Source organism: Amycolatopsis sp. CFH S0740 (assembly GCF_004522315.1).
In the GTDB taxonomy this organism is placed as follows: domain Bacteria; phylum Actinomycetota; class Actinomycetes; order Mycobacteriales; family Pseudonocardiaceae; genus Amycolatopsis; species Amycolatopsis nivea.
Genome location: NZ_SDLS01000020.1, coordinates 71,465 through 97,969, shown reverse-complemented (window position 1 = coordinate 97,969; position 26,505 = coordinate 71,465). Strand labels below are relative to the sequence as shown.

Here is a 26,505-nt window from a genome sequence, read left to right as displayed (position 1 = left end):
GCGCTCCCTCGTCGCGGAGTGACTGGCCGGGCAGGTGAGCCGCCGAGAGAGGACGCTTGTGGGTACGCGCAGCCATTGTGCGGAACGCACAATAATCCGGATTCCGGTTGAGCAGATTGCTGGTCGCCGGGCTTACGGTGTCCTCGTAATCTTCGGATCGTCGCCCGGGGAAGGACGTGCCATGAGGCAGCTCGGCAAACCGGAGTTGGCCGAGTTGACGCTCGGCGCCACGTTGCTGGGCAACGGCGGCGGGGGAGACCCGGCCCTCGCGAGGCTCATCGCGGAGCAGGCCATCGACGACTACGGGCCGGTCACCGTCGCCAAACTCGACGAGTTCCCGGACGACGCGCAGCTGGTCACGGTCGGGGTAGTGGGCGCGTCCACGGCCATCGTCGAGAAAATCCCCGCCGGCCGGGAGTTCATCGCCGCGGTGCGCGCTCTCTCGTCGTACCTCGGCCGCAAGGTCGACGGCATCATGCCGGTCGAGGCAGGCGGGATGAACACGCTGATCCCGCTGGCGGTGGCCGTCGAACTGGGCGTTCCTTGCGTGGACGCGGACGGGATGCGACGCACTTTCCCGCAGGTCGAGATGACCACGTTCACCCTCGGCGGCATCAGCGCGTCCCCGATGAGCCTCGCGGACGAGAAGGGCAACAAGATCACCTTCGAGGCGATCACGAACCAGGTGGGCGAACGACTGGTCCGCGGCTCGGCGATGATGCTCGGGCTGGCGAACGCCTTGGCCTCGTACCCGATGACCGTCGCCCAGGCGAAGGCGACCGCGATCCCCGACTCGCTGGAGTACTGCAGCACGATCGGCCGGTTGCTGCGCGCGATCCAGCGCCGGGAGAACGGCGCGTGGCAGGAGTTCCTCGAGTTCACCGGAGGCCGGAAGGTCTTCGAGGGGAAGATCATCGACCTGGACCGGCGGACGACGACCGGCTTCGCCCGCGGCACGGTGACGATCGAGGGGTTCGTCGATCCGACCTGCACGATGCGGATCGAGATGCAGAACGAGCTTCTGCTCGCGATCGAGGACGGGCTCCCCGTCGTGACGCCGCCCGATCTCATCTGCATGCTCGACCACGACACGGCGGAACCGGTCACCACGGAGTCGCTGAGCTACGGCGAGCGGGTCACGGTGCTGGGCTTGCCTTGTGCCGAACAGTGGAACCGCGAAGGGTTCCTCGACGTGGTCGGGCCTGCCGCCTTCGGTTACTACGTCGATTTCGCTCCGCTGAACGGGACGATTCGATGAATGGGGATGCCGGAAGCGGCACCGTCGCATCGCAGCGCGATCCGGACGGACCGGGCGTCTGTCTCGGCGAGGTGCTCAGGTGGGGCCGGCTGGCCGCGGCCACTCTCCTCGGTGGCGAGTCCGCCCTCGACCGGCGTGCGACCCGCGTGCTGATCGCTCCTGCCGGACGTTCGCGCGAAGGCGGCTTTGCCGGCGCCATCGTCCTGCTGGACGGTCGTGAACTCGCTCTCGACACGTACTTGGTGGACGTCACCCTGCGCTGGATGGGCGAGGCAGGCGCGATCATGCTCGTTGTCGTTTCTCCGGAACAGCCGCCGGGCATCGCCAGCTGCCGTCTGGCCGACCGCAGCGGGGTCGCGCTGGTCGAGACCGACGACACTGTACTCGAGCTGGCCGACGCGCTGAGGGAGCTGGTCGAAGCGCCGCAACGCGTGCTGGCCAGGGTGATCGTGGACGCGGTGGACAAGCTGGCCCATCTGTCCCCCAGCAGCGGGGTCGCGGGCGTCCTGGACGTCGTGCGGCAGGCTCTCGGCGCGCAGGTGTCGCTCGTCGCCGCGGAGGGCGAGCTGCTCGCCGGGGATCCTCTGACGCCGCCCTTGCTCCGCAAAGACCAGGTCAACGTCCAACTGTCCACTGTGGTCGGCACAACCCACCGCGTCACCCAGCCGGTGACGCTGGCCAGCGGCGAACGGCCGAGCTTCTGGATCGTCGCCGAGCTGGAGGCGCCGGGCGAGGTGCGCACCAGCGCGGCCCGGTCGTTGCTGAAGATCGGCAGCAGTTACGTCGCCAATCGGCTGATTTCTGACCGGCTCGAACAGGAACGCGACGCCCGCGCTCGTCTCGGCGTGCTCAACGCCATCATCGCCACCGCCGGCCGCCCGTCCGCAGCGCTGGTACAGCAGGTCGCCACGCTAGGGTGGATCACCGACGGCTGGGCCACCGCCGTGCATCTGCGGATCGCCGGGCCCGTCGACTCGATGCAGATCCTGGCGCTCACCGATCCGGTGCGGGCGCTCTTGGCGGAGGCCGGCTTCGACGGTCCCCTCGTCGAACGCTCCGACGGATGGACGACCTGGACCGTACGGCTTGTGGAGCCACCGGCCGCGAGTTTCGCGCACGACACCGCGGCGGTCCGCCAGGCAGTACGACGTTTTCTGGAAAAACGGGACCACCTCAGGGTTTATGCCGGGATCGGCCGGCCGTATCTCGGACTGCAGGGACTGAAACGCAGCCTGGCCGAAGCCCACGAGGCGATGACTATCGCCCAGGGGGCCGGATCCCGCAGCGGCGTGCAGCACATCGACGAGGTCGGCCTGCAACGGATCTTGGTCGGCTGGTACAGCTCCGAGGAGTCCCGCGACCTCGCGCGCAGCCTGCTGCGCCCGGTGCTCGAGATCGACCGGCAAGAGGAGCTGCTCAGCACCCTCGAAGTGTTCCTGGACAACGAGTCCTCTCCGACCGTGACGGCCGAAATCCTCGGAGTCCATCGCAACACCGTCGTGAACCGGATCTCCCGGGCGAAGAGCGTGCTGTCCGCGGATCTCGACGACCCGGACGAGCGGCTCGCGGTCCAGCTCGCGTGTCGATTGGCGAAGCTGCGCGGCTGAGGACGAGCCTGTCACCGCACTCGCCGGGAGGCAGTGCGGTGACAGGCTCACAGTGCTGTATCGCGTGCGACCGCTACGCGAGCTCCCGCCCTTCCGTTTCGGGTATCACCACGGCGAAAACTGCTGTCGCGACGAGGAAAAGGTCGATGAAAAGAACAGTCGAGGAGAATCCGCTCGCGTGTGCCAGGAGAATCCCGACCACGCTGGGCGCGATCGTGTTCGCGACGCGCTGGCCGCAGAAGCCGACGCTGTAGCCCAAGCCCCGTACCGGCGACGGATAGATCTCGCCGACCCAGGTGTCCCAAACCCCCCATGCGCCAAGGCTGAAGAACGACAACACGAAGCTGCCGATGTACAACTCGGCAAGCGTACTGGCGTTCGCGAAGTAGAATCCGCCGGCCGCGGCAGCGAGGACGTAGCCGACGAAGATCTTTTTGCGGCCGTACCTGCCGGTGAGCCAGGAAGCGCTGACGTACCCGGGAATCATGAACACCGCGCTGATCGCGGCGAACCCCAGGCTCGAGGATGCGGACAGACCGCGCTGTTCGAGCAGGGTCGGCAGCCACGTCTGCAGGCCCCAGTATCCCCAGGAGAACAGGAAATTCACGACCAGCTGCAAAACAGTGATCCGGCCGAGCCGTCCCCGGAACAGTGCCGCGAACGAACCCGCCCGCACCTCGGGGACGGACAAGGACTGCGCGCTGAGGTTCTCCGCGTCCGCGGCGCCGAGCCGCCGCAGGGTCGTCAGCGCCTCGTCCTGGCGGCCGCGCTGGACGAGCCAGTACGGGGACTCCGGCACCCAACGGCGGATGACGAGCACCCACAGGCTGGCGACCGCGCTCGCGATGATGACGCCGCGCCATTCGTGCGTGCCGAGCAGCGCGGTGATGCCGACGGCGAGGAGCATGCCGAGCGGCCAGCCCGCTGCCAGGTACACGGTGAGCCGGCCGCGATGCCGTACCGGCAGCAGCTCTTCGAAGTAGGGGAACGTGATGGTCAGGATGCCGGCGAAAAGGAAACCCGCCACGGCCCGCGTCACGAGAAGCATTTCGTAATTGGGGGAGAAGCTGCCGACCAGGGTGACTACGCCGTACCCGGCGAGACTCCACGTGCAGGTCGCGCGCCTGCCGATCCGGTCGGAAATCGGCCCCCAGGCGAGGGCTCCGGGGATCATGCCGAAGAAGAGCGCGGAGATGACGAGTCCCAACTGCGCTGCGGTGACGCGCAGTCCGGCCTCCACCGCGGGGGCGATGTAGGTCAGGCTCAGCATTTCCCACGACTCGATGGCGAGAGCGGCGTAGAGTGCGATTCCGATCTTGATGTGGACCCGCGACAGCGGCATCCGGTGGAACATGGACCCGACTGAGACGGTCGCGGCTGATCTGCCCAACGCCTCTGTCGACGGGGCGCGGGTTCGGCCCGCTTCTTCGCTGCTCATCGGACGACCTCCGGGCGGACGGCTTGAGAAGTGTGCGAACTGTAGGCACCCGGTCATTCAGCCGACGATGTGCTGTGCGCACTGCTCGAGCAGCCCGGCTTGGGCGATGCGTCCAATCCCGGCGGGGCGAAGATCGGAATACGCGCGGGGTCGCCCCCGAATCGTGAGCCTGCGTGACACTCAGCGTTCCTCCGATCAACAGGTCACGGACGCGGTTGAGCCGCATCTCCTTCGCGAACTGGTACGGCGATTTCCCCGTCACCTCACAGAAGAGGTGCGAAAACGCCGACGGGCTGAGCGAAACCCGTTACGCCATATCGGTCACCGTCAGCGGCTCGGACGTGTTGTCCTGCACGTAGGAGACGACCTCTCTAACCGGGTTGCGCGCCACCACCGCGATTTCCAGCAGCCGCGGGTACTGCTCAGTTGCCGGATCCGGTACACCATCTCGGCCCGGTAGATCGGCGCCACCACCCGGCGGTCCGCACCGGTTCCCGTCGCCTGGTGAGTGGTAGCGACGTGCGGCACCGGGGCCACCAGCGCGGTCGACCCGATCGACGCGATCGCTGACCTATACCTGTGGCTGCACGTCGCTCACAGGCGGATCCGGGACATGCCGATGACCACGGGGTGCCTGCGGGGGGTGCCCGGAGGACGGGTGCGGGCGGCGGCCCTGTCATCATGAGATGGTGAGTTCCAAGACGTCGGCGGGGCGAAGCGAGACCAAGGCGACCGTGAGCCCGGGTGCGGTTCGGGAGGCCGCGCTGACGTTGTTCGCCGAGCGGGGGTACCACGGCACCGCACTGAGCCAGATCGCGGACGTCTTGGGCATCCGCACGCCGAGCCTCTACAACCACATGAAGTCGAAGCAGGACCTGCTGCGGGACATCATCGCCGACACCACCGAGCAGGTGTGGGCGGATTACGAGCAGGCGGTGCACAGCGTCGGCGACGTGGTGGAACGGCTGCGTCGGGCAGCGCGTGTCTATGCGTTGCGGCACGCCACCCACCGCCGTGAGGCGATCATCGTCAACCGCGACGTCGACAGCTTGGAAGAACCAGTGCGCTCGGAGGTGCTCGAGCTGCGCCGCCGCCATGCCGGTGCCATCCGCGACCTCATTGAGGAGGGCGTCCGCGAAGGCCGGTTCACAGAACCGGAGCCCACCTTGGCCGCATTCGGCATCCTCGAAATGTGCGTGAGCATCGCCCGGTGGTTCCGGGAGGACGGCCCGCAGTCGGCCGAAGCCGTCGCCGAAACCTACAGCCGCTATGCGCTCCGCGTCGCCGGCCTGAGCTGACCGGCCCTCGGTCCGACTCTCCCGGCCGACCCCTTGTGCAGTGAGAAGGGCAGCGCTACCCTCTCAAAACTAACGAGCATTAGTTAGTAACTTGTCCCGTCAGGAGTGCTCATGCTCAGAGTCGAGCTGATCCGTCCCGTGCCGCAGCTGCTCGTCGAGCAGGCTGCGCGGTGGGGCGACAAGATCGTTTTCAGCGACGACCGTCGTTCAGTCAGCTACCAGGACCTCGCCGACCGCACCCGCCGGGTGGCCGGTCACCTGGTCAGCGCGGGCATTGCCCGGGGTGATCGCGTGCTGATCTACCTGGACAACAGTGCGGATATCGCCGAGGCCTACCTCATGACGACCCGGGCTTCGCTGGTCGGCGTCTGTGTGAACGCCGATGCCGCTCCCGCGGAGATCGAGCACATGCTCGTCGACTCCGGCGCCTCGGTCATCATCACCGACCGGGCCCACCTCGCGCACGCCCGCGAGCTCGGCCGCCTCCGGGGCGCGATGGTTCTCGTGGTCCGGCCGGGCCGGGTCGAGGACGCGCGGTCGTACGAGGAACTGGCCACCACCGAGCCTGCCGGCCCGCCGCGCGACGACCTGGGACTGGACGACGCCGCGTGGATGCTTTACACCTCCGGGACCACCGGTCGGCCCAAGGGTGTTGTGCTCACGCAGCGCGGCTGCCTGTGGGTGGTGGCCGCGTGCTGGGCCCCGATCGCCGGAATGTCCGAACAGGACCGGGTGCTGTGTCCCTTGCCGCTGTTCCATTCCTACGCGCTGGTCCTGTGCGTGCTGGGAGTGTTCGCGACGGGCGCGACCGAACGCATCCTGCCCAAATTCTCGCCCGGCCGGGTGCTCGATTTGCTGGCCACGGAGGACTTCACCATCCTGCCCGGGGTGCCGACCATGTTCCAGTACCTCGTGCACTCCGCCCGGGAACGCACGGTCGATGCCGAAGGACTGCGGCTGTGCCTGTCCGCCGGGGCGATCCTGCCCGCTGCCCTGAACGCCGAATTCGAGGAGGTGTTCGGAGTCAAGCTGCTGGAGGGCTACGGCATCACCGAGACCTCGACGATGGTCACCATGAACACCCCCGACGGCGGGCGTGTGCTCGGCTCGTGCGGGCTGCCGATGCCGGGGATCGGGGTGCGCCTGGTGGACCCGGTGAGCGGTCGCGATGTCGGCGTAGGCGAAGAAGGCGAGCTGTGGGTCAGCGGACCGAATGTGATGCGCGGCTATCACAACCTCGACGAGGCCACCGCCGAAGTGCTCCAGGACGGCTGGTACCGGACCGGAGACTTGGGCAGGCGCGATGCCAACGGCTTCCTGACCATCAGCGGCCGGACCAAGGAGCTCATCATCCGGGGCGGGGAGAATATCTACCCGGCCGAGGTCGAAGCCGTGCTGCTCAAAGCGGACGAGGTCCGCGATGCCGCCGTGGTGGCGCGTGAGCACCCCGATCTCGGCGAGGTGCCGGTGGCGTTCGTCGTCCCGGAAGAACCGGGAAAGCTGGACGTCGACGCGCTCTTGGGCCGATGCGCCCGCGAACTGTCGAAGTTCAAGGTCCCGGCAGGCGTCTTCGAGATCGAGTCGATCCCGCGCACAGGCTCGGGCAAGATCATGCGGTTCCTTCTGCAGAAGCAGTTGCCGACGCCGGCCGGCTGAGGGGCCTCGCGTCATTGACCTGGCATCCGGCTGCCCGTAGCATGCAAACTAACGTTAATTAGTAAGGTGGTTCAGGTGGAGCTCTCCAACACCTTCACGGTCAATCTGCCGGTCGATGAAGCCTGGCGGGTGCTGACCGATCTGGAACGCGTCGCACCGTGCCTGCCGGGCGCCTCGCTGCAGGGCGTGGAGGACGGCGTGTACCGCGGCGGGGTCAAGATCAAGGTCGGCCCCGTGTCGGCGCAGTACCGGGGAACCGCCCGGTTCGCCGAGAAGGACGACAAAGCGCACCGAGCGGTGGTCCGTGCCGAAGGCAAAGACGCGGGCGGGCAAGGCAACGCCGCGGCGACGGTGACCATGAGCCTGGCCGAACAGGGGTCGGGAACCAAGGTCGACGTCCGCACCGAGCTCGACTTGTCCGGGCGGGTCGCCCAGTTCGGCCGGGGAGTCATCTCGGACGTCACGAACAAGCTGATCGGCCAGTTCGTGCGACGGCTGGAAGCCGAGTTCGCCCCGGGCTCCGCGTCGACCGAGGCGCCTGCCGCGGCCCGCGCCGCCGCTCCCGCCGACGAGGTCGAAGCGCTCGATGTCTTCTCGAGCATGGGCGGCCTGATCGCCAAGCGCGCGCTGCCCGTCGTCGGCGGACTGATCGCGCTCCTGGCCGGGATCCTGGTGTTGCGCAACCGCGGCCGCTCCGGTGCCCCGTCGGCGTCCCCGCCCGTAGTGATCAACCTGTCGTTTCCGGTCGCAACCGGCCGGACCTACCCCGAGGAGGCGGTCCTGTGACGGACGAGCTGATCCGCGAACCCGCGCTCTACATCGGCGGCGACTGGGTCGCCGGCCACGGCGACGACAGCGAAGTCGAGAACCCGGCCACCGAGGAAATCACCGGTGTAGTGACCCAGGGGACCGAGTTCGACGTCGACCAGGCGGTGAGCGCCGCCCGCGCGGCCTTCCCGAAGTGGGCGGCCACGCCGGTCGAAGACCGGGTGGCGGCGCTACGCCGCCTGAAGGACGTCCTCGCGGACCGGGCCGACGCCTTCGCCGGCCTCATCAACCGCGAACAAGGCTCACCGCTGCCGCTGGCACGGAAGCTGCACGTGGACGTGCCGCTCGCCGTCATCGCCCGCACGGCGGACGCCCTCGCGGAATTCCCCTTCCGCGCCCAGCGCGACAACTCGGTGATCCTGCGCGAGCCGGTCGGCGTCGTCGCGGCGGTGACGCCGTGGAATCTCCCGCTGCACCAGGTGATCGTGAAGGTCGTTCCGGCGATCGCGGCCGGCTGCACAGTGGTGCTCAAGCCCGCCGCCCTCACCCCGCTGACCGCGTTCGAGCTGGCACGCGCTTTCGAGGCCGCCAAGTTCCCGCCCGGGGTGCTGAACCTGGTCACCGGAGGCGGTCGGGTGGTGGGTGACCTGCTGTCTCGCCACCCGGGCGTCGACCACGTCTCCTTCACCGGCTCCACGCCGGTGGGGCGGCAGGTCGCCGCGGCCGCGGCCGAGACCGTCAAGGGCGTAACCCTGGAACTCGGCGGCAAGTCCGCGAGCGTAGTGCTCTCGGACGTGTCCGACGAGCTGCTGGCGAAGGCGGTCAAGGTGACCGTGGCCAACTGCTTCCTCAACGGCGGCCAGACCTGCACGGCGTTGTCCCGACTCATCGTCCCGGCGTCCCGCTTGGCGCAGGTGGAGCAGCTCGCCGCCGCGGCGGCGGCCAAGTACATGCCCGGCGACCGGCTCGGCCCGCTGATCTCGGCGGGGCAGCGCAAGGAGGTCGAGAGCTTCCTCGACCCGCAGGGCGGCAAGCTCGTCACGGGGAGCCTTCCGGTTCCGGACAAGGGACACTTCGTCGCCCCAGCCGTCTTCAGCGAGGTCGACCCCGCCTCACGGCTCGCGAGGGAAGAGATCTTCGGCCCGGTCCTGTCGATCCTGCCGGCCGACTCCGACGACCACGCGATCGAGCTGGCCAACGACTCGATCTACGGCCTCGGCGGCGCGCTGTGGATCGGCGACGTCGACCAGGCGCTGGACTGGGCGGCCCGGATCCGCACCGGCCAGATCGACGTCAACGCGGCGCCGTTCAACCCGCGCGCCCCCTTCGGCGGCTACAAGCAGTCCGGCATCGGCCGGGAGATCGGCGACTTCGGCATCGAAGACGTCCTCGAGATCAAGGCGGTGCAGCTGTGACGGACGGATACCAGGTCGAAGTGAACGCGCTCGTGCTGCGGTCGCCGGACAAGCCGATGGAGGTCGAACGCATCCGGCTGAAGGACGTTGGGGCGGGTGACATCCGGGTACGTATCGACGCCACTGGCGTTTGCCACTCCGACCTGTCGCTGGCCCGCGGCGTGCTCGCCCAGCAGTTGCCCGCGGTGCTCGGGCACGAAGCCTGCGGCACCGTCGTGGAGACCGGTTCCGCCGTCACAGACCTGCGGGAAGGCGACCGCGTCATCCTGCTGTGGATCACGCCGTGCGGGCACTGCGTCAGCTGCGCGCGCAACGAACCGCACTTGTGCGTCAACGGGTCCGCGCGGGGTGCCGAGCCCTACGCGCTGGACTCGTCGGGTGAGCCGGTCTACCCCGGACTGACGGTCGGCTCGTTCGCCGACCAGACCGTCGTCCCGTCCGCGGCCGCGGTCAAGGTGCCCGACGACATCAGCACTGAAGACGCCGCTTTGCTGGGCTGCGCCATCACGACTGGCGTGGGCGCGGTCACGAAGACCGCCGCCGTCACTACCGGCTCGTCGGTGCTCGTCGTCGGCCTCGGCGGCGTCGGACTGGCCGCGGTGCAGGGCGCCCGACTCGCCGGCGCTGCGAATGTCATCGCGGTGGATCGCAATCAGGACAAGGCGAGTCTGGCGATCGCGCTCGGCGCGCACCACTTCGTGCCAGCCGACGACGACACCAAGAAGACCGTCCGGGGGCTCACCGACAAGCAAGGCGTCGACTTCGCTTTCGACTGCGTGGGTTCCTCGCGGACGATCCGCGACGCGTGGGGAATGACCCGGCGCGGCGGGACCGCGTGCGTGGTCGGCATCGGCGGAAAGGACGACCAGGTCAGCTTCAGTGCCTTGGAGCTGTTCCACTTCGCCCGAACCCTGGTGGGCTGTGTCGCCGGCTCGCTGGACGCGAACCGAGACCTGCCGCGCTACTTCGACCACATCCGGGACGGCCGGCTCGACTTGGCGGCGATGGTGACCGGGCACGGCAAACTGTCCGATGTGGAGGCTGCGCTGGCGGAAATGGCCGCCGGACGCGGCATCCGCACGTTGGTCGTGCCGGACGGTGCCCGATGAAGGTCGGGGCGCTGAGCGTCGAACCCGTCTACGACGGCTACGGCCAGGAGCCTGCCCGCGAGGTGCTGACCTACCCGGGGCGGTCGGACGCGTGGTCCTGTCACGAGCATCTCCTCGACGAGTCCGGCCGCCTGCGGCTCGAGCTCGGCGGCTTCCTGGTGCGGACCGGGGAACGGGTCATCCTGGTGGATGCGGGTGTCGGGACGATCGACAACGACAAGTACCACGGCGGGCGGTTTCTGGAGAGCCTGTGTGCGCTTGGGGTGGATCCCTGGGACGTCACCGACGTCGTCTTCACCCACCTGCACTTCGACCACGTGGGGTGGGCCACGAAGAAGGGCGAGGTCGTGTTCCCGGACGCGACCTACCGCGTCCACCGCGCCGACTGGGCGCACTTCGTCGAGAGTCCCGACGCCGATCCAGGCGCGGTGCGCAAGCTTTCCCCGCTCACCGAGCGGCTGGAGACGTTCGAGCACGACACCACCCTCGCTCCGGGGTTCGACGTCCGCCACCTGCCCGGCCACACCCCGGGGACTGCGGTCTACGTGGTGTCGAGCGAAGGGGAACGGGCGATGCTGCTCGGCGATGTCGCGCACTCCCCGGTCGAACTCACGGATCCCGCATGGGAAGCCGTCTTCGACCTTGACCCGGTGGCCGCGCGGAAGGTGCGCGCGGACCTCGTCGCGGTCGTCACGGACCAGCCCGATTTCGTCGCCGCCGCGCACTTCCCGCCCGGCCGCCTGATCACCGTGGACGGCGAGCGCCGGTTCACCCCACTCGAGAAGGAATGACCATGGATCTTCAGCTCCGCGGCAAGAACGTCCTCGTAACCGGTGCCGGGCAGGGCCTGGGCCGTGCGATCGGGCTCGCGTTCGCAGCGGAAGGCGCCAATGTCGCCTTCCACTACAACTCCTCCTCCGACGGCGCGGAACAAGGCGCGAAGGAGGCGGCTGCTCTGGGCGTCAAGTCGATCGCCGTGGGCGCGAACCTGCAGGACGGCGAATCCGTGACGCGCGCGGTGGCCGAGGTCGCCGACCAGATGGGGTCGATCGACGTGCTGGTCAACAACGCGGCCGCGACCCAGAGCAAGCCGTTCCTCGAGACGACCGAAGAGGACTGGGCACCGCAGATCGGGGTGACGGTGGCGGGCACGCTGCGCGTCACCCAGGCGGTGGCTCGGCAGATGGCGGAGAACGGCGGCGGGTCGATCGTCAGCCTGATGGGCGACTCCGGCCGCGTGGGCGAATCGCGGCTGCTCGTCACGGCGACCACCCGCTCGACAACCGTCGGGTTGACCAAATCGCTGGCCAAAGAACTGGCGCGGCACAAGATCCGTGCGAACGCCGTCTCGATCGCGCTCGTGCAGACCCAGAGCCTCGACGCCCACACCGGCAACGCGGACGAGGCCAAGATGAAGAAGATCCTCTCCGCGTACCCGCTGCGCCGCCTGGGCACGCCCGCCGACCTCACCCCGACCATCCTGCTGTTGGCCTCGCCGCTGTCGTCCTGGACCACCGGGCAGATCGTGTCGGTCAACGGCGGGTACACGATGCCATGACCGCGCACGACGACGAGCCCGACGACGGGCGCGCGGTCGGACGAGCCTTCCGCCGCAAAGAGGACACGCGGCTGCTGACCGGCCGCGGCCGGTACGTCTCCGACCTGCAGCTGCCGAGGATGCGACACCTCGCGTTCCTGCGCAGCCCCTACGGCCACGCCCGGATCAAGTCCGTCGACACCTCCGCACTAGGCGTCGCCGCGCGCGCGGTGTTCAGCGGCGACCACCCGGCGTTCGCGGCGATCGGGCTCCGTGCGAGGTCCGCGTTGCCGTCCTATGTGGAGACCGAGCAGCCGATCCTGGCCCGGGACAAGGTGCGGTTCGCCGGTGAGCCGGTGGCCGTAGTGGTAGCAGACGACCGGTATCAGGCCGAGGACGCGCTCGAGCTGATCGACGTGGACTACGAGCCGTTGCCCGCCACGGTCACCGCATGGGTGGCGCCGAAGGAGCCGGTGCACGCAGACGCGCCGGACAACGTCCTGCTGGAGCGCACTTTCGACACCGGCGAGGTGCCGGATGCCTTGGCGCAGGCCCATCTGGTCATCGAGCGCGAGTTGGTGACCAACCGGCACGCGGGAAACCCGATGGAGTGCCGAGCCGGGGCGGCGGTCTGGGACGGCGAGCGCCTGACGTTCTGGTCCGGCACCCAGGTGCCGCACATCGCGCGGAACATGCTCGCCGAGCTGCTGGGCCTGCCCGAGGGCACCATCCGGGTCATCGCTCCCGATGTCGGCGGCGGTTTCGGCGTCAAGGCGGTGCTCTATCCCGAAGACGTCGCTGTCTGCCTGGTCGCACAGCAGATGCCCGGCATCCCGGTGAAGTGGGTCGAAGACCGTGCCGAGCACCTCCTGGCCGCGACGCACGCCCGAGACCACCGGTATCGGGTGCGAGCGGGGTTCACCGCCGACGGCGAGCTGGTGGCGCTGGACGCCGACGTCACGTGCAACGTGGGCGCCTATTCGGTCTACCCGTGGACAGCCGGCATCGAGCCGCTGATGGCCGGCGGGCTCCTGTCTGGGCCGTACCGGCTGCGGAATTACCGGTGCACCGTCCGCGGCGTCGCGACCAACACGTCGCCATCCGGGCCATATCGCGGCGTCGCCCGCCCCGCGAGCGTCTTCGCGATGGAAACCCTGCTCGACGAAGCCGCAGCCGCCCTGCGGATGTCCTCTTTGGACATCCGCACAAGAAATCTGATCACCCCGGCGGAGATCCCGTACCGGATGCCGTCCCGGCTCGTCGACGACTCCGGGTGGTACGGCGAGTGCCTCGAGAAGGCGATCGCCACCATCGGCTACGACGACTTCCTCGTGGAGCAAGGTCGGCGGCGAGAGGAAGGGAAGAATCCGATCGGGCTCGGCATGGCCTGCTACAACGAGCTGACCGGCCTCGGCCGGGCTGCTGCCGCGGGGCCGCGGATGCCGTTCCGCACCGGACACGACGCCTGCACGGTCCGGGTCGACCCCGATGGCCGCGTCACTGTCCTTTCCGGAGTCACGTCGCAGGGGCAGGGCTTGGAGACGACAGTCGCGCAGATCGTCGCAGATGCGGTCGGTGTCCGCTTTGAGGACGTCGAGGTGCGCATCGGCGACACGAACGAATCCTTGTGGGGGTTCGGCGCGTTTTCCTCGCGGCAGGCCGTCATCGGGGGCGGGGCCGCCCACCGTGCCGGAACGTCGGTGCGGGAGAAGATCATCCGGCTGGCGAGCGAGTTGTTCGAGGTAGGCCCGGCCGATGTCGAGATCAAGGCGGGCGAGGTCAGGGTCGTGGGCGAGCCGAAGCCGCTCGGGACGCTGGCCGAAGTCGCCCGGGTCGCCTACCTCGAGTCGAATCGACTGCCCGAGGGCATCGAGCCAGGCCTGGAGGCGACGGAGTTCTACGACCCGATCCGGGGCGCGTTCGCGGCGGGCGCGCAGGCCGCGGTCGTCGAAGTCGACCGGGCGACCGGGGAAATCCGGATCCTCAAGTGGGTGTGCGTCGAGGACGCGGGCACGGTGATCAACCCGCAGATCGTCGAGGGGCAGATCGCCGGGTCGATCGCCCAGGGCATCGGCGGCGCGCTGTACGAGCACCTGATCTACGACGAGTCAGGGAACCTGTCCACCGGAACGCTGATGGACTACCTCATGCCCACGAGCGCCGAGGTCCCGGACCTTGTCATCGACCACCTGTCGAATCCGGCGGACAACCCGTTGGGGGTACGCGGAGTCGGCGAGGGCGGCACCCTCGGCCCGAACGCGGTGCTGGCCGGGGCCGTTGCCGATGCTCTCGGCGTCCGGGTCACCCACCTGCCGCTGTCCCCGGCTGCCGTGTGGGAGGCACTGCGATGATCACCACCGAGGAACAGGGCGGCGTAGGGCGGATCGTGCTCGACCGCCACGAGAAGCGCAACGCTCTCGACATCGAACATCTGCAGTCGCTGCGAGCGGCGGTGGAGAAGTTCGCGGACACCTCCCGCGCGATCGTCGTGACCGGTGCCGGCACGAGCTTCTGTGCCGGTGCCGACTTCGGCGGTGTCTACGGCGAAGGGTTCCGCACCGCGCTCTACGCGACTCTGCACGCCATCACCGCCGCGCCGGTACCAGTGATCGCGGCGGTCAACGGTCCCGCGATCGGGGCCGGGACACAGCTCGCGATCGCCTGCGACCTGCGCGTGGCGGCCGACACCGCGGTCTTCGCGGTGCCGACAGCCCGCAATGGGCTCGCGGTGGACCCGTGGACCGTCCGGCGGCTGGCGTTGCTGGCGGGCGGCGGAGCAGCGCGCGCAGTGCTGCTCGGCTGCGAGCGGCTGGACGCGGCACGCGCACTCGGCTGCGGTCTGGCGGACCGGCTAGGGACGGACGCCGAGGCGACCGCGTGGGCCCGGGAGATCGCGGAGTTCGCGCCGTTGTCGTTGCGGTACGCCAAGACCGCGCTGGAGTCGCTGTTCGAGCCTCGGCGGTGGGATCCCCGCCTCGACCAGCTTTTCGATTCCTGTTGGAGCAGTGAAGATTTCGCCGAGAGCCAGCGTGCCCGCGACGAGAAACGCGCCCCGCGGTTCCGCGGGCGCTGAAAGGTCCGCCATGAAACCAGCTCCGTTCGACTACCTCCGCGCCACGAGCGTCCGGGAAGCCGTGCAGGCCCTGGCCGACGCAGCCGGCGACGGGAAGATCATCGCCGGCGGACAGAGCCTGGTGCCGGTACTCGCGCTGCGCATGGCGCGGCCCAAGGTCCTGGTCGACATCAACCGGATCCCCGGGCTGTCCACGATCGTGCCGGTTGACGGCGCCCTCCGGATCGGGGCGCTCGTCCGCCACGCCCGCCTCGTGGAGCAAACGGCACACCCGATGCTTGCCGAGGCCGCGCGGTGGATCGGGCACACGGCGATCCGTTCCCGGGGCACCTGCGGCGGCAGCATCTCCCACGCCGACCCGGCCGCGGAACTGCCAGTGGTCGCCGCTGCGCTCGGCGCGACCGTTCACATCGCTAGCCTGCACGGTACTCGCACAAGCTCCGCGGCAGACTTCTGCACCGGTCCGTTGGAAACCACGCTCGCCGACGACGAGGTGGTCACTGCGGTCGACATGCCGTTGCCGCAGCGCTGGGGATTCGCGGAGTTCTCCCGCCGGCACGGCGACTTCGGTCTGGTCACCGTCGCCGCCGCCGAGGTCGGCGGACACTGGCGGATCGCGATCGGCGGCGTCGGCGGCGTCCCGCTGCGCGCCGAGGAGGCTGAGCAGTTGCTCGACGCCGGCGCTCCACCGCACGAGGTGGCTGCCGCAGCCGCCGCAGCCGCCTCGCCGAGCTCCGACATCCACGCCTCGGCCGAGTACCGGCGTGCGATGACTGAGGAATTCGTCCTCCGTGCCCTCGGGCAGGAAAAGGAGCGTGTCGCAGCATGAAGATCGAACTCGCTGTCAACGGGGATCGTCAGCAGATCGACGTCGAGCCGAGGCGAACGCTCGCTGACGCGCTGCGCGAAGACCTCGGACTGACCGGCACGCACGTCGGTTGTGAGCACGGGGTCTGCGGCGCGTGCACCGTTCTGGTCGACGGCGACCCGGTCCGCGCGTGCCTCATGTTCGCGGTCCAAGCGGAAGGCACCTCGGTGACGACGGTCGAGGGGATGGCCGGGCAAGACGGCTGCCTACACCCTCTTCAGGAGGCGTTTTCGACGCACCATGGGTTGCAGTGCGGCTTCTGTACTCCGGGCATGCTGATGTCCGCGCTCGACTTGCTCAACCGCGAAGAACGGCCGTGCCGGGCCCGCATCCGAGAAGAGCTGTCGGGCAACATCTGCCGGTGCACCGGCTACGTCGGCATCATCGACGCTGTCGAGGCGGCGGCGAGCGAACTGGCCGCCGAACCGGAGCCGTCGTGACGCGCCGCGGGGTCGTCCTGCGGCTCCGCGGCGCGCCGGCAGCCGGGCTTGGGCGCACCTGCCAAGTTCTCGATGAAGCCGGCTGCGACACGCTGTACTTCGAAGAGGACTTCGTCTCGTGCGCGGCGGCGGCCGTGGTGACCCGGCGGGTCCGCATCTGCTGCTTGACCACTTCCAAGGACGCGCCGGCCGTGGCGGAGGCAGCCGAAACCCTTGACTACCTCAGCGATGGCCGCTTCATCCTCGGCGTTGGCCCGCTGCTTGCCGACGACGGCCCCTACAGCGGAGCAGCGGCAGCAGAAAGGATCCTCGAAGAGGTTCTCGCACGCGTGCCGAAGCTCCCTGTGCTCGTGGCGGGCAGCGGCCGAGGACCCGCCCGGCTGGCCGCCGAGTTCGCTTCCCGGAATCATCCGGAACGCGACGAAGCCATGACTCCCTTGACGAGATGCCTCCAATCCGTGGGCGATGCGTCCGCCTGGCTCGCCGGAGTGACGCGGTGAGCGAACTCCGAGCTGGCGTGAGCGAGCGAATCGTCCTCGACGTCGCCCTGACCCTTTTCGCGGAGCGCGGCTTCCACGGCACCGCTCTGAGCCAGATCGCCGACACTCTGGGCATCCGCACACCCAGCCTTTACAACCACATGCGGTCCAAACAGGACCTGCTGCGCGCAATCGTGGACGAGACCACGGCGACCGTGCTCGAGGAGTTCCACCGTGCGACCGCGAACGGAGACTGGGAAACTCGGCTGCGCGGGGCCACCCGGGTCTACGCCTACCGCCACGCGACACACCGCCGCCAAGCCCTGGTGGTCAACCGCGACACAGATTCTCTCGACGAGCCGCATCGCAGCCGCCTGCAGAGCAGGCGCCGGCAGCACGAGCACGCCTTCCGCGCGATCATCGCAGGTGGAGCTGCTGCCGGAGCTTTCCATGTCGATTCGCCGGCACTTGCCTCATTCGCGATCCGGGAGATGTGCGTGAGCATCGCTCGGTGGTTCCGGGACGACGGAAACCTGTCCGCCGACGATGTCGCGGAACAATACAGCCGTTACGCGTTGAGCATCGCTGGCGCAGAGTCGATAAGAACTAATCCGGCCAGGGCTCCTGTCTCAGCAGTCCCAAGGGACAGTTGAGCACTCGGCTATTTCTGGTCTGACTATGCGGGGTCGACATGCTCTGGACCCCGCTGTTCCCATCTGGCCGGACCGCTTCTCGCTGTTGTCCTGGCCGCCGGCGTCCTGATCGCAATCGCCGACGACGCCTCCGACCGAACCACCGACGCACCCGGAGAAGCCCCGGAACCCCGTCCGTCATGCTCACCGCCCACCCGCGCGCCGCACACCGGGTCGCCCGGGTTCGCCCCGGCTGCCGAGGCATGCGCTGGAGCATTCTCGCCGGCATCGCCGGGGAAGAATCCCGCCACGCCGCCGGCTACGCCATCGCACCGAACGGCGACATCAACCCGCCGATCCTCGGCCCCAACTGGACGGCGCCGGCACCGGCGGCAACCACACCCCGATCCGCAACCCCGACGGCACCTTCGCCTGCGCCGAAGGACTGTTCCAGTTCCTCTCCACCAGTTGGCAGACCGTGGCGCAGGACGGCAACGATGACGGAATCCGCAACCCGCAGAACGCCTTCGACGCTGCCCTCGCCGTCGTCCACCTGTGCGGCCGCGGCCCCCGAGACCTCGGCAAGGACGCCGACGTGCGCGACGCGATCTACTCGTACAACGCCAGCCGGGTCTACGTCGATCACGTCCTCGCCGACACCCGCGGCTACGACGCGCTGCAACTCCGCCCCGCCGCCCATGGACCGGCGAGCGGACGAGCCAGGCAGGTCATCGACGCGGCCATGTCCCAGATCGGTGTCCTACGCCTGGGGAGGCGGCACCGCCGCCGGTCCGAGCCAGGGAATCCGCGACGGAAGAGTGCCCGACCGGCACGGCGACTACAACAAGATCGGCTTCGACTGCGGCGGACTCGCCCGCTACACCCGCGCCCGCGTCGGCATCACGCTGCCGCACCAGCGCGGAGCCCAGTTCGCCCTGGGCGATCGCCTGCCCCGGGCCGCGGGCATCGAGGCGCTGCATCCGGGCTACCTCGTCTTCTTGTCGTTGCACCGGATCCGGGAAACCCTGCGAGCCTTGCTCAAGCGGCGGGTGCGGGAAGGGTTGTTGCTGGTGAACGTGGCGGTGCTGGTGGAGTTGCCGCGGGCGGAGCGGCCGAAGCCGCGGCTGTGGACGCCGGAGCGGGTGGCGAAGTGGCGGCGCACCGGGGAGGTGCCGTTCCCGGTGATGGTGTGGGCGGGGGAGCAGACCGGGCGGTTCCTCGACTTCGCGGTCGACCACCCGCTCTACCCGTTGTTCCATCTGATCGCGTATGCGGCGTTGCGGCGTTGCGGCGGGGCGAGGCGTGCGGGCAGCGCCGCTCGGACACGTTCCTGGACGCGGGCTGTCTGGAGGTGGCGAACCAGATCGTGCAGTACGGGTGGGAGACCGGCCAGTCCAAGCCCAAGACCCCGTCGTCGGAGGGGATTGTGCCGCTCGACCCGGACACCGTGCTCGTCCTTGCCGCGCACCTGGCCCGTCAGGACGAGGCGAAGACCCGACTCGGCAGCGATTGGCGGGAGCACGACTTGCTCTTCACCTGCCCCGACGGGAGCCCGTTGCATCCGGCGGACGTCGCGGACGAGTTCGCCCGCCTGATCGTGATGGCCGGCCTGCCCCCGATCACTCTCCACGGACTCCGCCACGGCGCGGCGACGTTGATGCTCGCGGCGGGGGTGGAGATGAAGGTGATCCAGCACATCCTCCGGCACTCGTCGATCAAGGTCACGATGGACCTCTACACCAACGTCGCCCAGGAACTCGCCGCCGACGGCGCCCGCCGGCTCGCCGGGGCCATCCCCCGGCAGGCCGCGTTGCGGCCGGCTAGCGTTCTCGGGCTCCCTCGGGCTCGCAGGAGACCACAATGGACAGTCGAGAACCGGAAGAACAACGTCCGCATAACACAAAACCCCAGGTCATCGTTTCCGACCACCTGGGGTGTGAGGGTGCGCCATCAGGGACTCGAACCCCGAACCCGCTGGTTAAGAGTGACGTACCGGGTGGTGCCGAGTGATGTCGGACAGGGCCGTTTTCCTCAGTGTGGGTGTGTCGCTGGTGTCGGGCGGTGTCGCGGTTTGTCGTCGTGTTTCTGCGCTCTCGGGCTCCCCTCGGGCTCGCAGGTGCTGGGTTGTGTCGGCCGGCCCGGTGGTCTCCGGGCGGTTGTACTTCCGGTCGTTGGCGCGCGTTGTCGGGGCGGTGCGGTGATGGGGGAGACCGGGAGTGGGGTTGCTCCGAACCTTGCTCTGTGGGTGCAGTGCGCGTGTACGGGCTTGGTGGCGGTGGGTGCGGCGTATGCGTCGTATCGGCATGGCCGGGAGTTTGCGCTGAGGTTCGGTGCGGATATGTCGACAGCGTCGATCTGGCCGTTGCTGGTCGACGGGTTGTTGACGATCGCCACGGTCGAGCTGTGGAAGAAGAGGAAGGTCGGTCGGGAACGCGGTCGGTGGGTGGCGTGGTCGGCGTTCGTGTTCGGGATTGGACTGTCGTTGCTGGCGAATGTGGGGTCGGCTCCGGTCGCGAGTCCTCTCCAGGTGGTGGTCGCGGCGTGTCCGCCGGTGGCTTTGTTGTTCGCGGTGGAGTTGTTGAACCGTGCGTTGAAGCAGCGGAATTTCGAGACCTGCTCCGAGACCGTGTGTGAACGAGGCGAGACCGAGACGGTTGCGGGTCGTCGCGGGACCGGGACCATGCCAGCGGGCCGGGGCGCAGTCGCGGAGGGTCTCGGCGGGGAGGGTGTGTTGACGGCGGAGGAACGGATGTGGGTTCACTATTCGGAGCAGGTTGCTGTGGGGCGTTCGCCGAGTGGGGCGGAGTTGGATCGGGTGGCGGGGACGCACAACTATGGTCGTCGTGTCCTTCGCCGATGGCGGCGATCGGGCCGCGTGGCGACGGTTGCCGCCGATTCCGGCAAGGCCGAGGAGTCGGCGGCAGATGCGCTTCTAGCTGCCGGCTGACGAAGCAGTGTGCCGTGCTGTCTCGTAAACGAACGAGCGCCAATGGAGATGTCAATGCATGTCAACGACGAAGCGACCACTGGTCGCATGAACCGCCTGCCTTTCATTTGTGCACTGTTGCCTGCGGATATCGACTGGATTGAGGCATTGGCGGAGGACCACTGGGTTTGCCGGTGCGGAAACGAACCGCACCTGTCAGGGTTCGTTCCGGTCGGCCGTGGGGTACCCCCGGTGGGCCGGACACTCTGATCCTTGGCCTGGGGAAGGATGTGTTTGTGTCTGGTTCGTCGAAGTAGCCCGAGCAGGTCCGACGAGATGCCGGTCGGCGGCCCGGGTGAACAAGCCCAGAGCCTTGTTAACGCTCAGCAGGACGATTTCCTCGCGCGCCGCGCATCGGCGCGAACGGGTGGAAGACGGGCTGGTTTCGACTCGCGCCCCGCCGGTCTCAGCCCTGTCGTGCGGCTGCCGCCGCTGAACCGTATCCGGTCAGAGCCAGCCGTAATGCTTGGCGATCTGGATGGCGTCCGTCGAGTTGCGCGCACGGAGTTTCGCGATGATCCGCGTGATGTAGTTCCGCACCGTTCCTTCGGCCAGGTGCAGTTGCGTGGCGATCTCCCGGGGAGGAGTACCGGTCGCGGCCAGTTGGAGAATGCTGCGCTCGCGAGGCGTGAGGGGGTTTTCGCCGGCTGCCAGCGCGGAGGAGACCAGGTCGGGCGAAACGACCCGCTTGCCCGCGTGGACGTCGCGGACGGCTTCGACTAGATCGGCGGCGGCGACGCCCTTGGGCAGGAAACCGTTCACGCCGAGGGTGAGCGCCTCCCGGACGACGCCGGGCTTGTCGAGCGAGGTCAGCATCAGGATCCGGACCGCCGGGAGTTGGGCCCGGACCCGGGCGGCCACGGTGAGGCCGCTGATGTCGGGCAGCCCGATGTCGAGGATCAGCACGTCCGGCTTCAGGCTGTCGGCGAGCTGGGCCGCCTCCTCTCCCCGTTCGGCCACCCCGACCACCTTGATGTCGCGCTCCAGCTGGAGCAACGCGACCAAGGCCTCGCGGAGGACTCGCTGGTCCTCGGCCAGCATTACCCGGATCACCACGCGGTTGCCTCCTGTCGCGACAAGGATTCTTGGGTGTTGCCCGAACTGAACGGCAAGGTGGGCAATCGTACGTCGAGGGTGAACTTTCCGCTCGCATGCTCGGCCTTGACCGAGCCGCCGAGCCGGTCCGCCCGATCGGTGATGCTGCGCGGTATCGGACCGGCCGTTTCCCCGCCTGGGCCCGCGCCGTCGTTCTCGAGCCGGAAAACGTACTCGTGGTCTTCTTCCACCAGTGTGATGGTGCATTCGGAGGCTGAAGCATGTTTGAGGATGTTGGTGGTTCCTTCCCGGACGATCCACCCCAGCGCCTCGGCCGCGATCCCGTCCGGGGACGCGGCGACGCGGAGTTCACAGTGGACGCCGGCCGCTTCGAGAAGCTCGACCGCGCCGTCGAGTTCCCGGTCGAAAGTGGTGTTCAGTCCGCCGTGCACGATGCTGCGCATGTCGTCCAGCGAGTCTTTCGCGATGTGGTTCACCGCGGTGATCTCGGACCGCGACTGCGCCGCGTCGGTGCCGGCCAGCCGTCCGGCGAGTTCGCTGCGCAGCATGATCACGACCAGGCTGTGGCCCAGCCGGTCGTGCAGTTCCTGTGACATCCGGGCGCGTTCCTGTGTCACGCTCAGGCGGCCGATCTCCGAATGCGCCTTTCTCAGCTCGATCGTCAGCACGGCCATAGTGGTCAAGGCACGAATACTGATTCCTATCGCAATGAATTGCACGAGGAAATTGATCCCGTGATATATCTTCTCGCCGGTGCTGAACGGCATCGGCGCCACGGAGCCGCCGATGCCGACGGCCAGGAGCAGGCCGTAGACCGACCATGCGAGGCGTGGCTCGCTGACGACGACGAGGCACAGCCAGCCCGCGACGATGAGCGAGGGCGCCCAGTTTCCTGGAACGCCCAGCGCCCTGGCGGAGACCAGGACAAGCTGGACAAGGCCGAGCGTGATGACGGCCCTGGCGGAGGCGGTCGACCGGATTCGGAAGGCGAGGCCGACCATGCAGACCGCGAGGAACGGGAGATAGCTCGCCCCGATCAGGGCGGCCCCGAACTCTCCGTGCGCGGGCTTCGCGGTTTCGTACTCGCCCAGCACTGCGGACCACAGGAAGAACGCGCAAATGCCCAATGTCGCCAGCCGGACACCGGGCCCGTTCACCCATACGGTCTTGGCGAGGCCGGTTACGGGGTTGAGCAGCCTGCTATGCATGGGTGCGGCATCCTCGCGTTCTGCGCGACGGCCCGGATTTCCGCGCGGTTGAGCGGGCAGTGCCCGGCAAGCCCGGCGGAATCGCCGTGCCGCGGGACGAATTCGCTCGGCCGACCGGCCGTTCGGCGACCGGTGGACGTCGCCGGGTCCACCACGAGGTCGCCACGGTCACGCATTCCTCCTGCCCCGGCAGCGTGCCCGCCGAGCTGTGATTCCGCAGCCTGCTGAATGCGGATAATTTCATACTAGATGCGGGATCAGCTCATACCGGCGCGCTAAACCTACCTGTTCGGGTGATTCGTGTTCGACACTTCAGAGCGAGTTCAGGCGCTGGTGTTGCTGGCAGTAGCACCGGTGGGCGGCGCTGAGGACGCGGCTGGATGGCCACCCCTTATCCGTAGCGCGCGAGCCGGTTGGACGGCCGCCGCAGGGAAGCCGGCCACGGCGTCGCCGTCCGGCCCCGAGCGAGCGCGGGCGCGGACCGCGTTCGCCGATCCGCTCCGAAGGTCTTGCCCAGGCCGCGGCGCAATGCCATTCATTTATTCCTGACTACTATGGCGTGAAAATATCACGGCATTAATCGGTTCAGGCCTGACCTGCTGCGGCGACGGTTTGCCATTCGGTCGCAAACCGTGCCCCATTGTGTGTAGGTCCGTCGCGCTCATCTGGGCATAATTCGATGGCAGTGGCCGGGTCGGCAATCCGTCCGGCCCCGATGCGGCACGCGATCGGGACGCGGAATGCGCCACCACCCGCGACGGGAGTTAGGCGAAGGGGTTATGGGACGGGCCAACGATGTGGTGCGGTGGGAATGCGGGACCCGGGTGTACGCGGGCGATGACGTGTGGCGTGCCGTGCCGTCCGGGGCGGCGCTGGGATCGCGTCTCATGCTGGTGGTGAGCGCCGGGTTCGCCGCGGCGAACTTCCTTCTGGTGGAGACGCTGCGAGTTCGCCTGGGCGTCGAGGCCGACCAGGTGCTGTTCGTGCAGTCGCCCTGCACGTTCGGCAAGGTCGAAGAGCTGGCCGGCTCGCTGGAGAGGGCGGGGGCAGAGGGAGTGGTGGCGGTCGGCGGCTCCTCGGTGCTGGATTTGACGAAACTCGCCTGCCGCCATCTCGCCGACCGGCGGACTCTGCCGACCGTGCGCGCCCGTGGCACCCGCCGGGGGGTCGTCCGGTTGCCGCCCGAATCGCCGGCGCAGCTGCATCGGACTTTCGTCCCGACGACGATCGGCGCGGCCGCGGCGGTGCGGCCATTCGCGTCGGTAGTGCTCCGGGGGCATCCCAGGTTGGTGGAAGGGGCGGGACTGACGCCGGACATCGCCATCGTCGACAGCGCGTTCACCACGTCGCTGCCGCCGCAGGCCATTGTCGAGGGGATCTCCGCGTCGGTCATGCGGGCGGCCGACTGGTACGTCGCGGACGAGGACGCCAACCCGTTGACCGAGGCGGAAACCAGGACCGCCGTGAGCTTGCTCGTGTCCCTAGGCATGCGAGCGGGGAAAGACGGGCTGGACGCGCACGATCGACTGCTCGCCAGCTGCGCGGACATGGCCCAGTTCGGTCTTCCGCTGGCCGGTCATCAACCGATCGTCACGGCTTCGCGGGCGGTCTCGGCCGAATTGGCGTTCGAAATGGGGGAGCCGCTCAACAGTGTGCTGGCGGCGTTGTTGCCGGCCATGTGGCAAGCCGTCGACGGCGGCGACGCATTGCTGGGAAGCAGGGCCAGGCTGCGTCGCGTGTGGAGCTGGATTCGCGCCGCGGGCTCGCCGGAGTGGCCCGCGGAGCCGGGGCCGGGCTTCGCCGCGATGTTCCGGTCGTGGAAACTGGGGTCCGGTTTGGCGTGCGATGCCACGGTCGCGTCCGCGGCGAGCGTGCGCACGCTTCGCTTCTGGGAGGCCGGCGTCCCCGCGCTCGCCGGCCGGTCGGCGTCGGAACTGGCCGGATGGATCGGGGACGCGGTTCAGGCCGAGGTGTGCAGTTGAACCGCGCCTCGCGACCTCGGACAGCGTGAATGTTTCACGCGTCCCCTATTAAAACTGCTATAGCCCAGCGGGGGGTAAAACGCCGATCTTCTTGATCTGCGTTGACGGCAATGTCCATACTCTGGGTAGAAAATTCTCGGAATCGCCGAGCGTGAATGGATTGATTGCGTTCTGCGGAGTTGTGCAAGGCAATCACGAGGGGCTGCGGGGAACGTCATGCCGGAAACCAGTCGGATCATCGTCGGTGGTGTGCTCGCCGTGACCCCGGGGCCCGGGCTCGCTGAACGCCGGCCCCGCTCCGCGTGGTGCGTCACGGAGAGGCTCGCCCGGACATGCTAGCGACAATTATCGGCGTGTTCACCTTCGTGAGCAGCGGCGTCTTCATCGCTTATGTGTGCGCCATCGTCGTGCCGTTCCTCGGCCGGAAGCGGGCACCAGCGGGGTCCCAAGCCGACTTCTCCTGGCACTTCTTCGTTCCGTGCCGGGACGAGGAAGCGGTGATCGGGGATACCGTCCGGCGGCTGCGCAGGACATTCCCCGACGCGCACGTGTGGGTCATCGACGACGACTCGCGCGACGCCACCGCGCAGATCGTCCGGTCGCTCGCCTCCGGGGAAAGCCCGGATCCGTTCGTCCACCTGGTCAGCCGGCGTCCGCCGCACGCGCGCACCGGGAAGGGCGACGCGCTCAACTCCGCCTACCAGCAGCTCGCGACCTGGCTGGGCAGGCACGAGCACTGGGAGAAGGTCATCGTCGGGGTGGTCGATGCCGACGGCGTGCTCGCTCCGGACTGCCTGGACGTGTGCGCGGCGGGCCACCTGTTCGGCGACTCGTCGGTGGGAGCGGTCCAGCTGGAAGTGCGCATGTTGAACCGGCACACCCCGCCGTCGGCCGGCGGTCGTTGGCAACGCTGGGCGGCGCTGAAGCTGGTGCAGCTGCAGGACATGGAGTTCCGCACGGCGATTTCGGCCGTGCAGCATTCGCGTGCGTACGCGGGCACGGTGGCGATGGGCGGCAACGGGCAGTTCACCAGGATGTCGGCGCTGCGCACCATCGACCGGGGAACCGGGCAGCCGTGGCGCGGGCTGCTGCTCGAGGATTACGAACTCGGACTGCACTTGCTGATGGCCGGCTGGCGGACCGCGGCGACGTCGGATTCCTATGTGTCCCAGGAAGGGCTGTACAGCCTCCGGCGATTCGTCACGCAGCGCACCCGATGGGGTCAGGGCACGATGCAGTGCGCCCGGTACCTGCCGTCGATCTGGCGGTCTTCGCATTTCAGCGAACTCGGCGTGATCGAGGCGAGCTACTACCTGATCCAGCCGTGGCTCCAGCTGATCGGTGCCGTCGTCTACCCGGTTCCGGTCGCGCTGCTGCTGGGCGCGGTGATCCGCGACCCGGCGATGCTGGCGGGAGCGGCGTCGATGCGAACCGTATTTCTCCTCCTTCTTTTCGTCGCGATATCCACCGGGCCGTTCGTGGTGTGGGGAATCATTTACCAATTCCGCTGCATCGGAAGACCGAATCTGCTCGCCGGCATCGGCTACGGACTGGCCTTCACGTTGTACGTCGGGTTGTTCTACGTGACTTCGCTGCGTGCGGTGTATCGGATGATGCGAGGCCGGCACGGCTGGGCCAAAACGCGGCGGAACGCCGAATCGTTCAATCAGGAGGAGGTTGCCGTCGAAGCATGAG

At 68.5% G+C, this 26,505-nt stretch carries 23 protein-coding genes and 2 pseudogenes; 21 read left to right on the top strand and 4 right to left on the bottom strand.

Annotation, left to right across the window (positions count from 1 at the left end):
* Positions 1-181 precede the first annotated feature (181 nt).
* Both EIZ45_RS29330 and EIZ45_RS29325 read left to right on the top strand, forming a co-directional pair.
* Positions 182-1,258 (top strand): DUF917 domain-containing protein, encoded by a 1,077-nt coding sequence (locus EIZ45_RS29330; protein WP_101438515.1) that lies wholly within the window; start codon positions 182-184, stop codon positions 1,256-1,258.
* Entirely contained in the window at positions 1,255-2,865 is a 1,611-nt protein-coding gene (locus tag EIZ45_RS29325) for a CdaR family transcriptional regulator (RefSeq protein WP_134667159.1), read from the top strand. Before EIZ45_RS29330 ends, EIZ45_RS29325 begins: the two co-directional genes overlap by 4 nt.
* A gap of 73 nt (positions 2,866-2,938) precedes the next feature.
* Here the strand turns inward: EIZ45_RS29325 and EIZ45_RS29320 are convergent, their stop codons facing one another.
* A complete protein-coding gene (locus EIZ45_RS29320; protein WP_134667157.1) occupies positions 2,939-4,303 on the bottom strand; it encodes an MFS transporter in 1,365 nt (454 codons plus the stop codon).
* A 686-nt stretch (positions 4,304-4,989) separates the two neighbouring features.
* On the opposite strand from EIZ45_RS29320, the gene EIZ45_RS29310 reads away from it, so the two are divergent.
* The 13 genes from EIZ45_RS29310 to EIZ45_RS29250 all read left to right on the top strand — a co-directional run bounded on the left by EIZ45_RS29310 (position 4,990) and on the right by EIZ45_RS29250 (position 17,599).
* Positions 4,990-5,601 (top strand): TetR/AcrR family transcriptional regulator, encoded by a 612-nt coding sequence (locus EIZ45_RS29310; RefSeq protein WP_037817664.1) that lies wholly within the window; start codon positions 4,990-4,992, stop codon positions 5,599-5,601.
* 111 nt (positions 5,602-5,712) lie between these two features.
* Positions 5,713-7,257 carry a class I adenylate-forming enzyme family protein gene (locus EIZ45_RS29305; RefSeq protein ID WP_101438518.1) on the top strand — a complete coding sequence of 515 codons (1,545 nt, stop codon included), beginning with the start codon at positions 5,713-5,715 and terminating at the stop codon, positions 7,255-7,257.
* Positions 7,258-7,332: 75 nt separating this feature from the next.
* Positions 7,333-8,043, top strand: coding sequence for an SRPBCC family protein (locus EIZ45_RS29300; protein ID WP_101438519.1), 711 nt, complete (start codon positions 7,333-7,335; stop codon positions 8,041-8,043).
* Positions 8,040-9,440: an aldehyde dehydrogenase family protein gene (locus EIZ45_RS29295; RefSeq protein WP_101438520.1), complete on the top strand. Its 1,401-nt coding sequence runs from the start codon at positions 8,040-8,042 to the stop codon at positions 9,438-9,440. Before EIZ45_RS29300 ends, EIZ45_RS29295 begins: the two co-directional genes overlap by 4 nt.
* Positions 9,437-10,549: a zinc-binding dehydrogenase gene (locus EIZ45_RS29290; RefSeq protein WP_037817659.1), complete on the top strand. Its 1,113-nt coding sequence runs from the start codon at positions 9,437-9,439 to the stop codon at positions 10,547-10,549. The genes EIZ45_RS29295 and EIZ45_RS29290 overlap by 4 nt, the downstream gene beginning before the upstream one ends.
* Complete coding sequence (locus tag EIZ45_RS29285; RefSeq protein WP_134736087.1) at positions 10,546-11,340, top strand: MBL fold metallo-hydrolase; 795 nt, start codon at positions 10,546-10,548, stop codon at positions 11,338-11,340. Before EIZ45_RS29290 ends, EIZ45_RS29285 begins: the two co-directional genes overlap by 4 nt.
* Before the next feature lie 2 nt (positions 11,341-11,342).
* Positions 11,343-12,107: an SDR family NAD(P)-dependent oxidoreductase gene (locus tag EIZ45_RS29280; RefSeq protein ID WP_134667155.1), complete on the top strand. Its 765-nt coding sequence runs from the start codon at positions 11,343-11,345 to the stop codon at positions 12,105-12,107.
* The gene (locus EIZ45_RS29275) at positions 12,104-14,437 is read left to right on the top strand and encodes a xanthine dehydrogenase family protein molybdopterin-binding subunit (RefSeq protein ID WP_101438521.1); all 2,334 of its coding nucleotides are present in this window, start codon (positions 12,104-12,106) and stop codon (positions 14,435-14,437) included. Before EIZ45_RS29280 ends, EIZ45_RS29275 begins: the two co-directional genes overlap by 4 nt.
* Positions 14,434-15,159, top strand: a complete 726-nt coding sequence (locus tag EIZ45_RS29270) for an enoyl-CoA hydratase (protein WP_020661361.1) — start codon at positions 14,434-14,436, stop codon at positions 15,157-15,159. Before EIZ45_RS29275 ends, EIZ45_RS29270 begins: the two co-directional genes overlap by 4 nt.
* Before the next feature lie 10 nt (positions 15,160-15,169).
* Complete coding sequence (locus EIZ45_RS29265) at positions 15,170-15,988, top strand: xanthine dehydrogenase family protein subunit M (protein ID WP_020661360.1); 819 nt, start codon at positions 15,170-15,172, stop codon at positions 15,986-15,988.
* Positions 15,985-16,467, top strand: coding sequence for a (2Fe-2S)-binding protein (locus EIZ45_RS29260; RefSeq protein ID WP_020661359.1), 483 nt, complete (start codon positions 15,985-15,987; stop codon positions 16,465-16,467). Before EIZ45_RS29265 ends, EIZ45_RS29260 begins: the two co-directional genes overlap by 4 nt.
* Positions 16,464-16,967: an LLM class flavin-dependent oxidoreductase gene (locus EIZ45_RS29255; protein WP_158242519.1), complete on the top strand. Its 504-nt coding sequence runs from the start codon at positions 16,464-16,466 to the stop codon at positions 16,965-16,967. Before EIZ45_RS29260 ends, EIZ45_RS29255 begins: the two co-directional genes overlap by 4 nt.
* Before the next feature lie 17 nt (positions 16,968-16,984).
* A complete protein-coding gene (locus EIZ45_RS29250) occupies positions 16,985-17,599 on the top strand; it encodes a TetR/AcrR family transcriptional regulator (protein ID WP_240690815.1) in 615 nt (204 codons plus the stop codon).
* A 298-nt stretch (positions 17,600-17,897) separates the two neighbouring features.
* Here EIZ45_RS29250 and EIZ45_RS46245 read toward each other — a convergent pair whose 3' ends face one another.
* Complete coding sequence (locus EIZ45_RS46245; RefSeq protein WP_158714542.1) at positions 17,898-18,224, bottom strand: hypothetical protein; 327 nt, start codon at positions 18,222-18,224, stop codon at positions 17,898-17,900.
* Positions 18,225-18,276: 52 nt separating this feature from the next.
* On the opposite strand from EIZ45_RS46245, the pseudogene EIZ45_RS46545 reads away from it, so the two are divergent.
* The 3 genes and pseudogenes from EIZ45_RS46545 to EIZ45_RS46995 all read left to right on the top strand — a co-directional run.
* Positions 18,277-18,570: pseudogene (locus EIZ45_RS46545) on the top strand (NlpC/P60 family protein); the annotation flags it as partial.
* A 134-nt stretch (positions 18,571-18,704) separates the two neighbouring features.
* Positions 18,705-19,319: pseudogene (locus EIZ45_RS47000) on the top strand (site-specific integrase); the annotation flags it as partial.
* A 459-nt stretch (positions 19,320-19,778) separates the two neighbouring features.
* Positions 19,779-20,525: a DUF2637 domain-containing protein gene (locus EIZ45_RS46995; protein ID WP_240690823.1), complete on the top strand. Its 747-nt coding sequence runs from the start codon at positions 19,779-19,781 to the stop codon at positions 20,523-20,525.
* Positions 20,526-21,011: 486 nt separating this feature from the next.
* On the opposite strand, the gene EIZ45_RS29235 is transcribed toward EIZ45_RS46995, so the two are convergent.
* Both EIZ45_RS29235 and EIZ45_RS29230 read right to left on the bottom strand, forming a co-directional pair.
* Entirely contained in the window at positions 21,012-21,620 is a 609-nt protein-coding gene (locus tag EIZ45_RS29235; protein WP_101438524.1) for a response regulator transcription factor, read from the bottom strand.
* On the bottom strand, positions 21,614-22,828 hold the full coding sequence (locus EIZ45_RS29230; protein WP_101438525.1) for a sensor histidine kinase: 1,215 nt from the start codon (positions 22,826-22,828) through the stop codon (positions 21,614-21,616). Before EIZ45_RS29230 ends, EIZ45_RS29235 begins: the two co-directional genes overlap by 7 nt.
* 2 nt (positions 22,829-22,830) lie before the next feature.
* Between EIZ45_RS29230 and EIZ45_RS29225 the strand changes: the two genes are divergently transcribed.
* From EIZ45_RS29225 to EIZ45_RS29215, 3 genes are all read left to right on the top strand, one after another.
* Positions 22,831-23,040, top strand: coding sequence for a hypothetical protein (locus EIZ45_RS29225; RefSeq protein WP_134667151.1), 210 nt, complete (start codon positions 22,831-22,833; stop codon positions 23,038-23,040).
* 567 nt (positions 23,041-23,607) lie between these two features.
* Positions 23,608-24,810, top strand: a complete 1,203-nt coding sequence (locus tag EIZ45_RS29220; protein ID WP_158242522.1) for an iron-containing alcohol dehydrogenase — start codon at positions 23,608-23,610, stop codon at positions 24,808-24,810.
* A gap of 332 nt (positions 24,811-25,142) precedes the next feature.
* Complete coding sequence (locus EIZ45_RS29215; protein WP_134667149.1) at positions 25,143-26,504, top strand: glycosyltransferase family 2 protein; 1,362 nt, start codon at positions 25,143-25,145, stop codon at positions 26,502-26,504.
* The last annotated feature ends 1 nt before the right edge of the window (position 26,505 follow it).

Coding starts and splice junctions, on each gene's coding strand:
- EIZ45_RS29330 (WP_101438515.1), top strand. CDS start 182: ATGAGGCAGCTCGGCAAACCGGAGTTGGCCGAGTTGACGCTCGGCGCC.
- EIZ45_RS29220 (WP_158242522.1), top strand. CDS start 23,608: ATGGGACGGGCCAACGATGTGGTGCGGTGGGAATGCGGGACCCGGGTG.
- EIZ45_RS29275 (WP_101438521.1), top strand. CDS start 12,104: ATGACCGCGCACGACGACGAGCCCGACGACGGGCGCGCGGTCGGACGA.
- EIZ45_RS29285 (WP_134736087.1), top strand. CDS start 10,546: ATGAAGGTCGGGGCGCTGAGCGTCGAACCCGTCTACGACGGCTACGGC.
- EIZ45_RS29215 (WP_134667149.1), top strand. CDS start 25,143: ATGCTAGCGACAATTATCGGCGTGTTCACCTTCGTGAGCAGCGGCGTC.
- EIZ45_RS29305 (WP_101438518.1), top strand. CDS start 5,713: ATGCTCAGAGTCGAGCTGATCCGTCCCGTGCCGCAGCTGCTCGTCGAG.
- EIZ45_RS29280 (WP_134667155.1), top strand. CDS start 11,343: ATGGATCTTCAGCTCCGCGGCAAGAACGTCCTCGTAACCGGTGCCGGG.
- EIZ45_RS46995 (WP_240690823.1), top strand. CDS start 19,779: ATGGGGGAGACCGGGAGTGGGGTTGCTCCGAACCTTGCTCTGTGGGTG.
- EIZ45_RS29325 (WP_134667159.1), top strand. CDS start 1,255: ATGAATGGGGATGCCGGAAGCGGCACCGTCGCATCGCAGCGCGATCCG.
- EIZ45_RS29270 (WP_020661361.1), top strand. CDS start 14,434: ATGATCACCACCGAGGAACAGGGCGGCGTAGGGCGGATCGTGCTCGAC.
- EIZ45_RS29320 (WP_134667157.1), bottom strand. CDS start 4,303: ATGAGCAGCGAAGAAGCGGGCCGAACCCGCGCCCCGTCGACAGAGGCG.
- EIZ45_RS29260 (WP_020661359.1), top strand. CDS start 15,985: ATGAAGATCGAACTCGCTGTCAACGGGGATCGTCAGCAGATCGACGTC.
- EIZ45_RS29310 (WP_037817664.1), top strand. CDS start 4,990: ATGGTGAGTTCCAAGACGTCGGCGGGGCGAAGCGAGACCAAGGCGACC.
- EIZ45_RS29230 (WP_101438525.1), bottom strand. CDS start 22,828: ATGCATAGCAGGCTGCTCAACCCCGTAACCGGCCTCGCCAAGACCGTA.
- EIZ45_RS29265 (WP_020661360.1), top strand. CDS start 15,170: ATGAAACCAGCTCCGTTCGACTACCTCCGCGCCACGAGCGTCCGGGAA.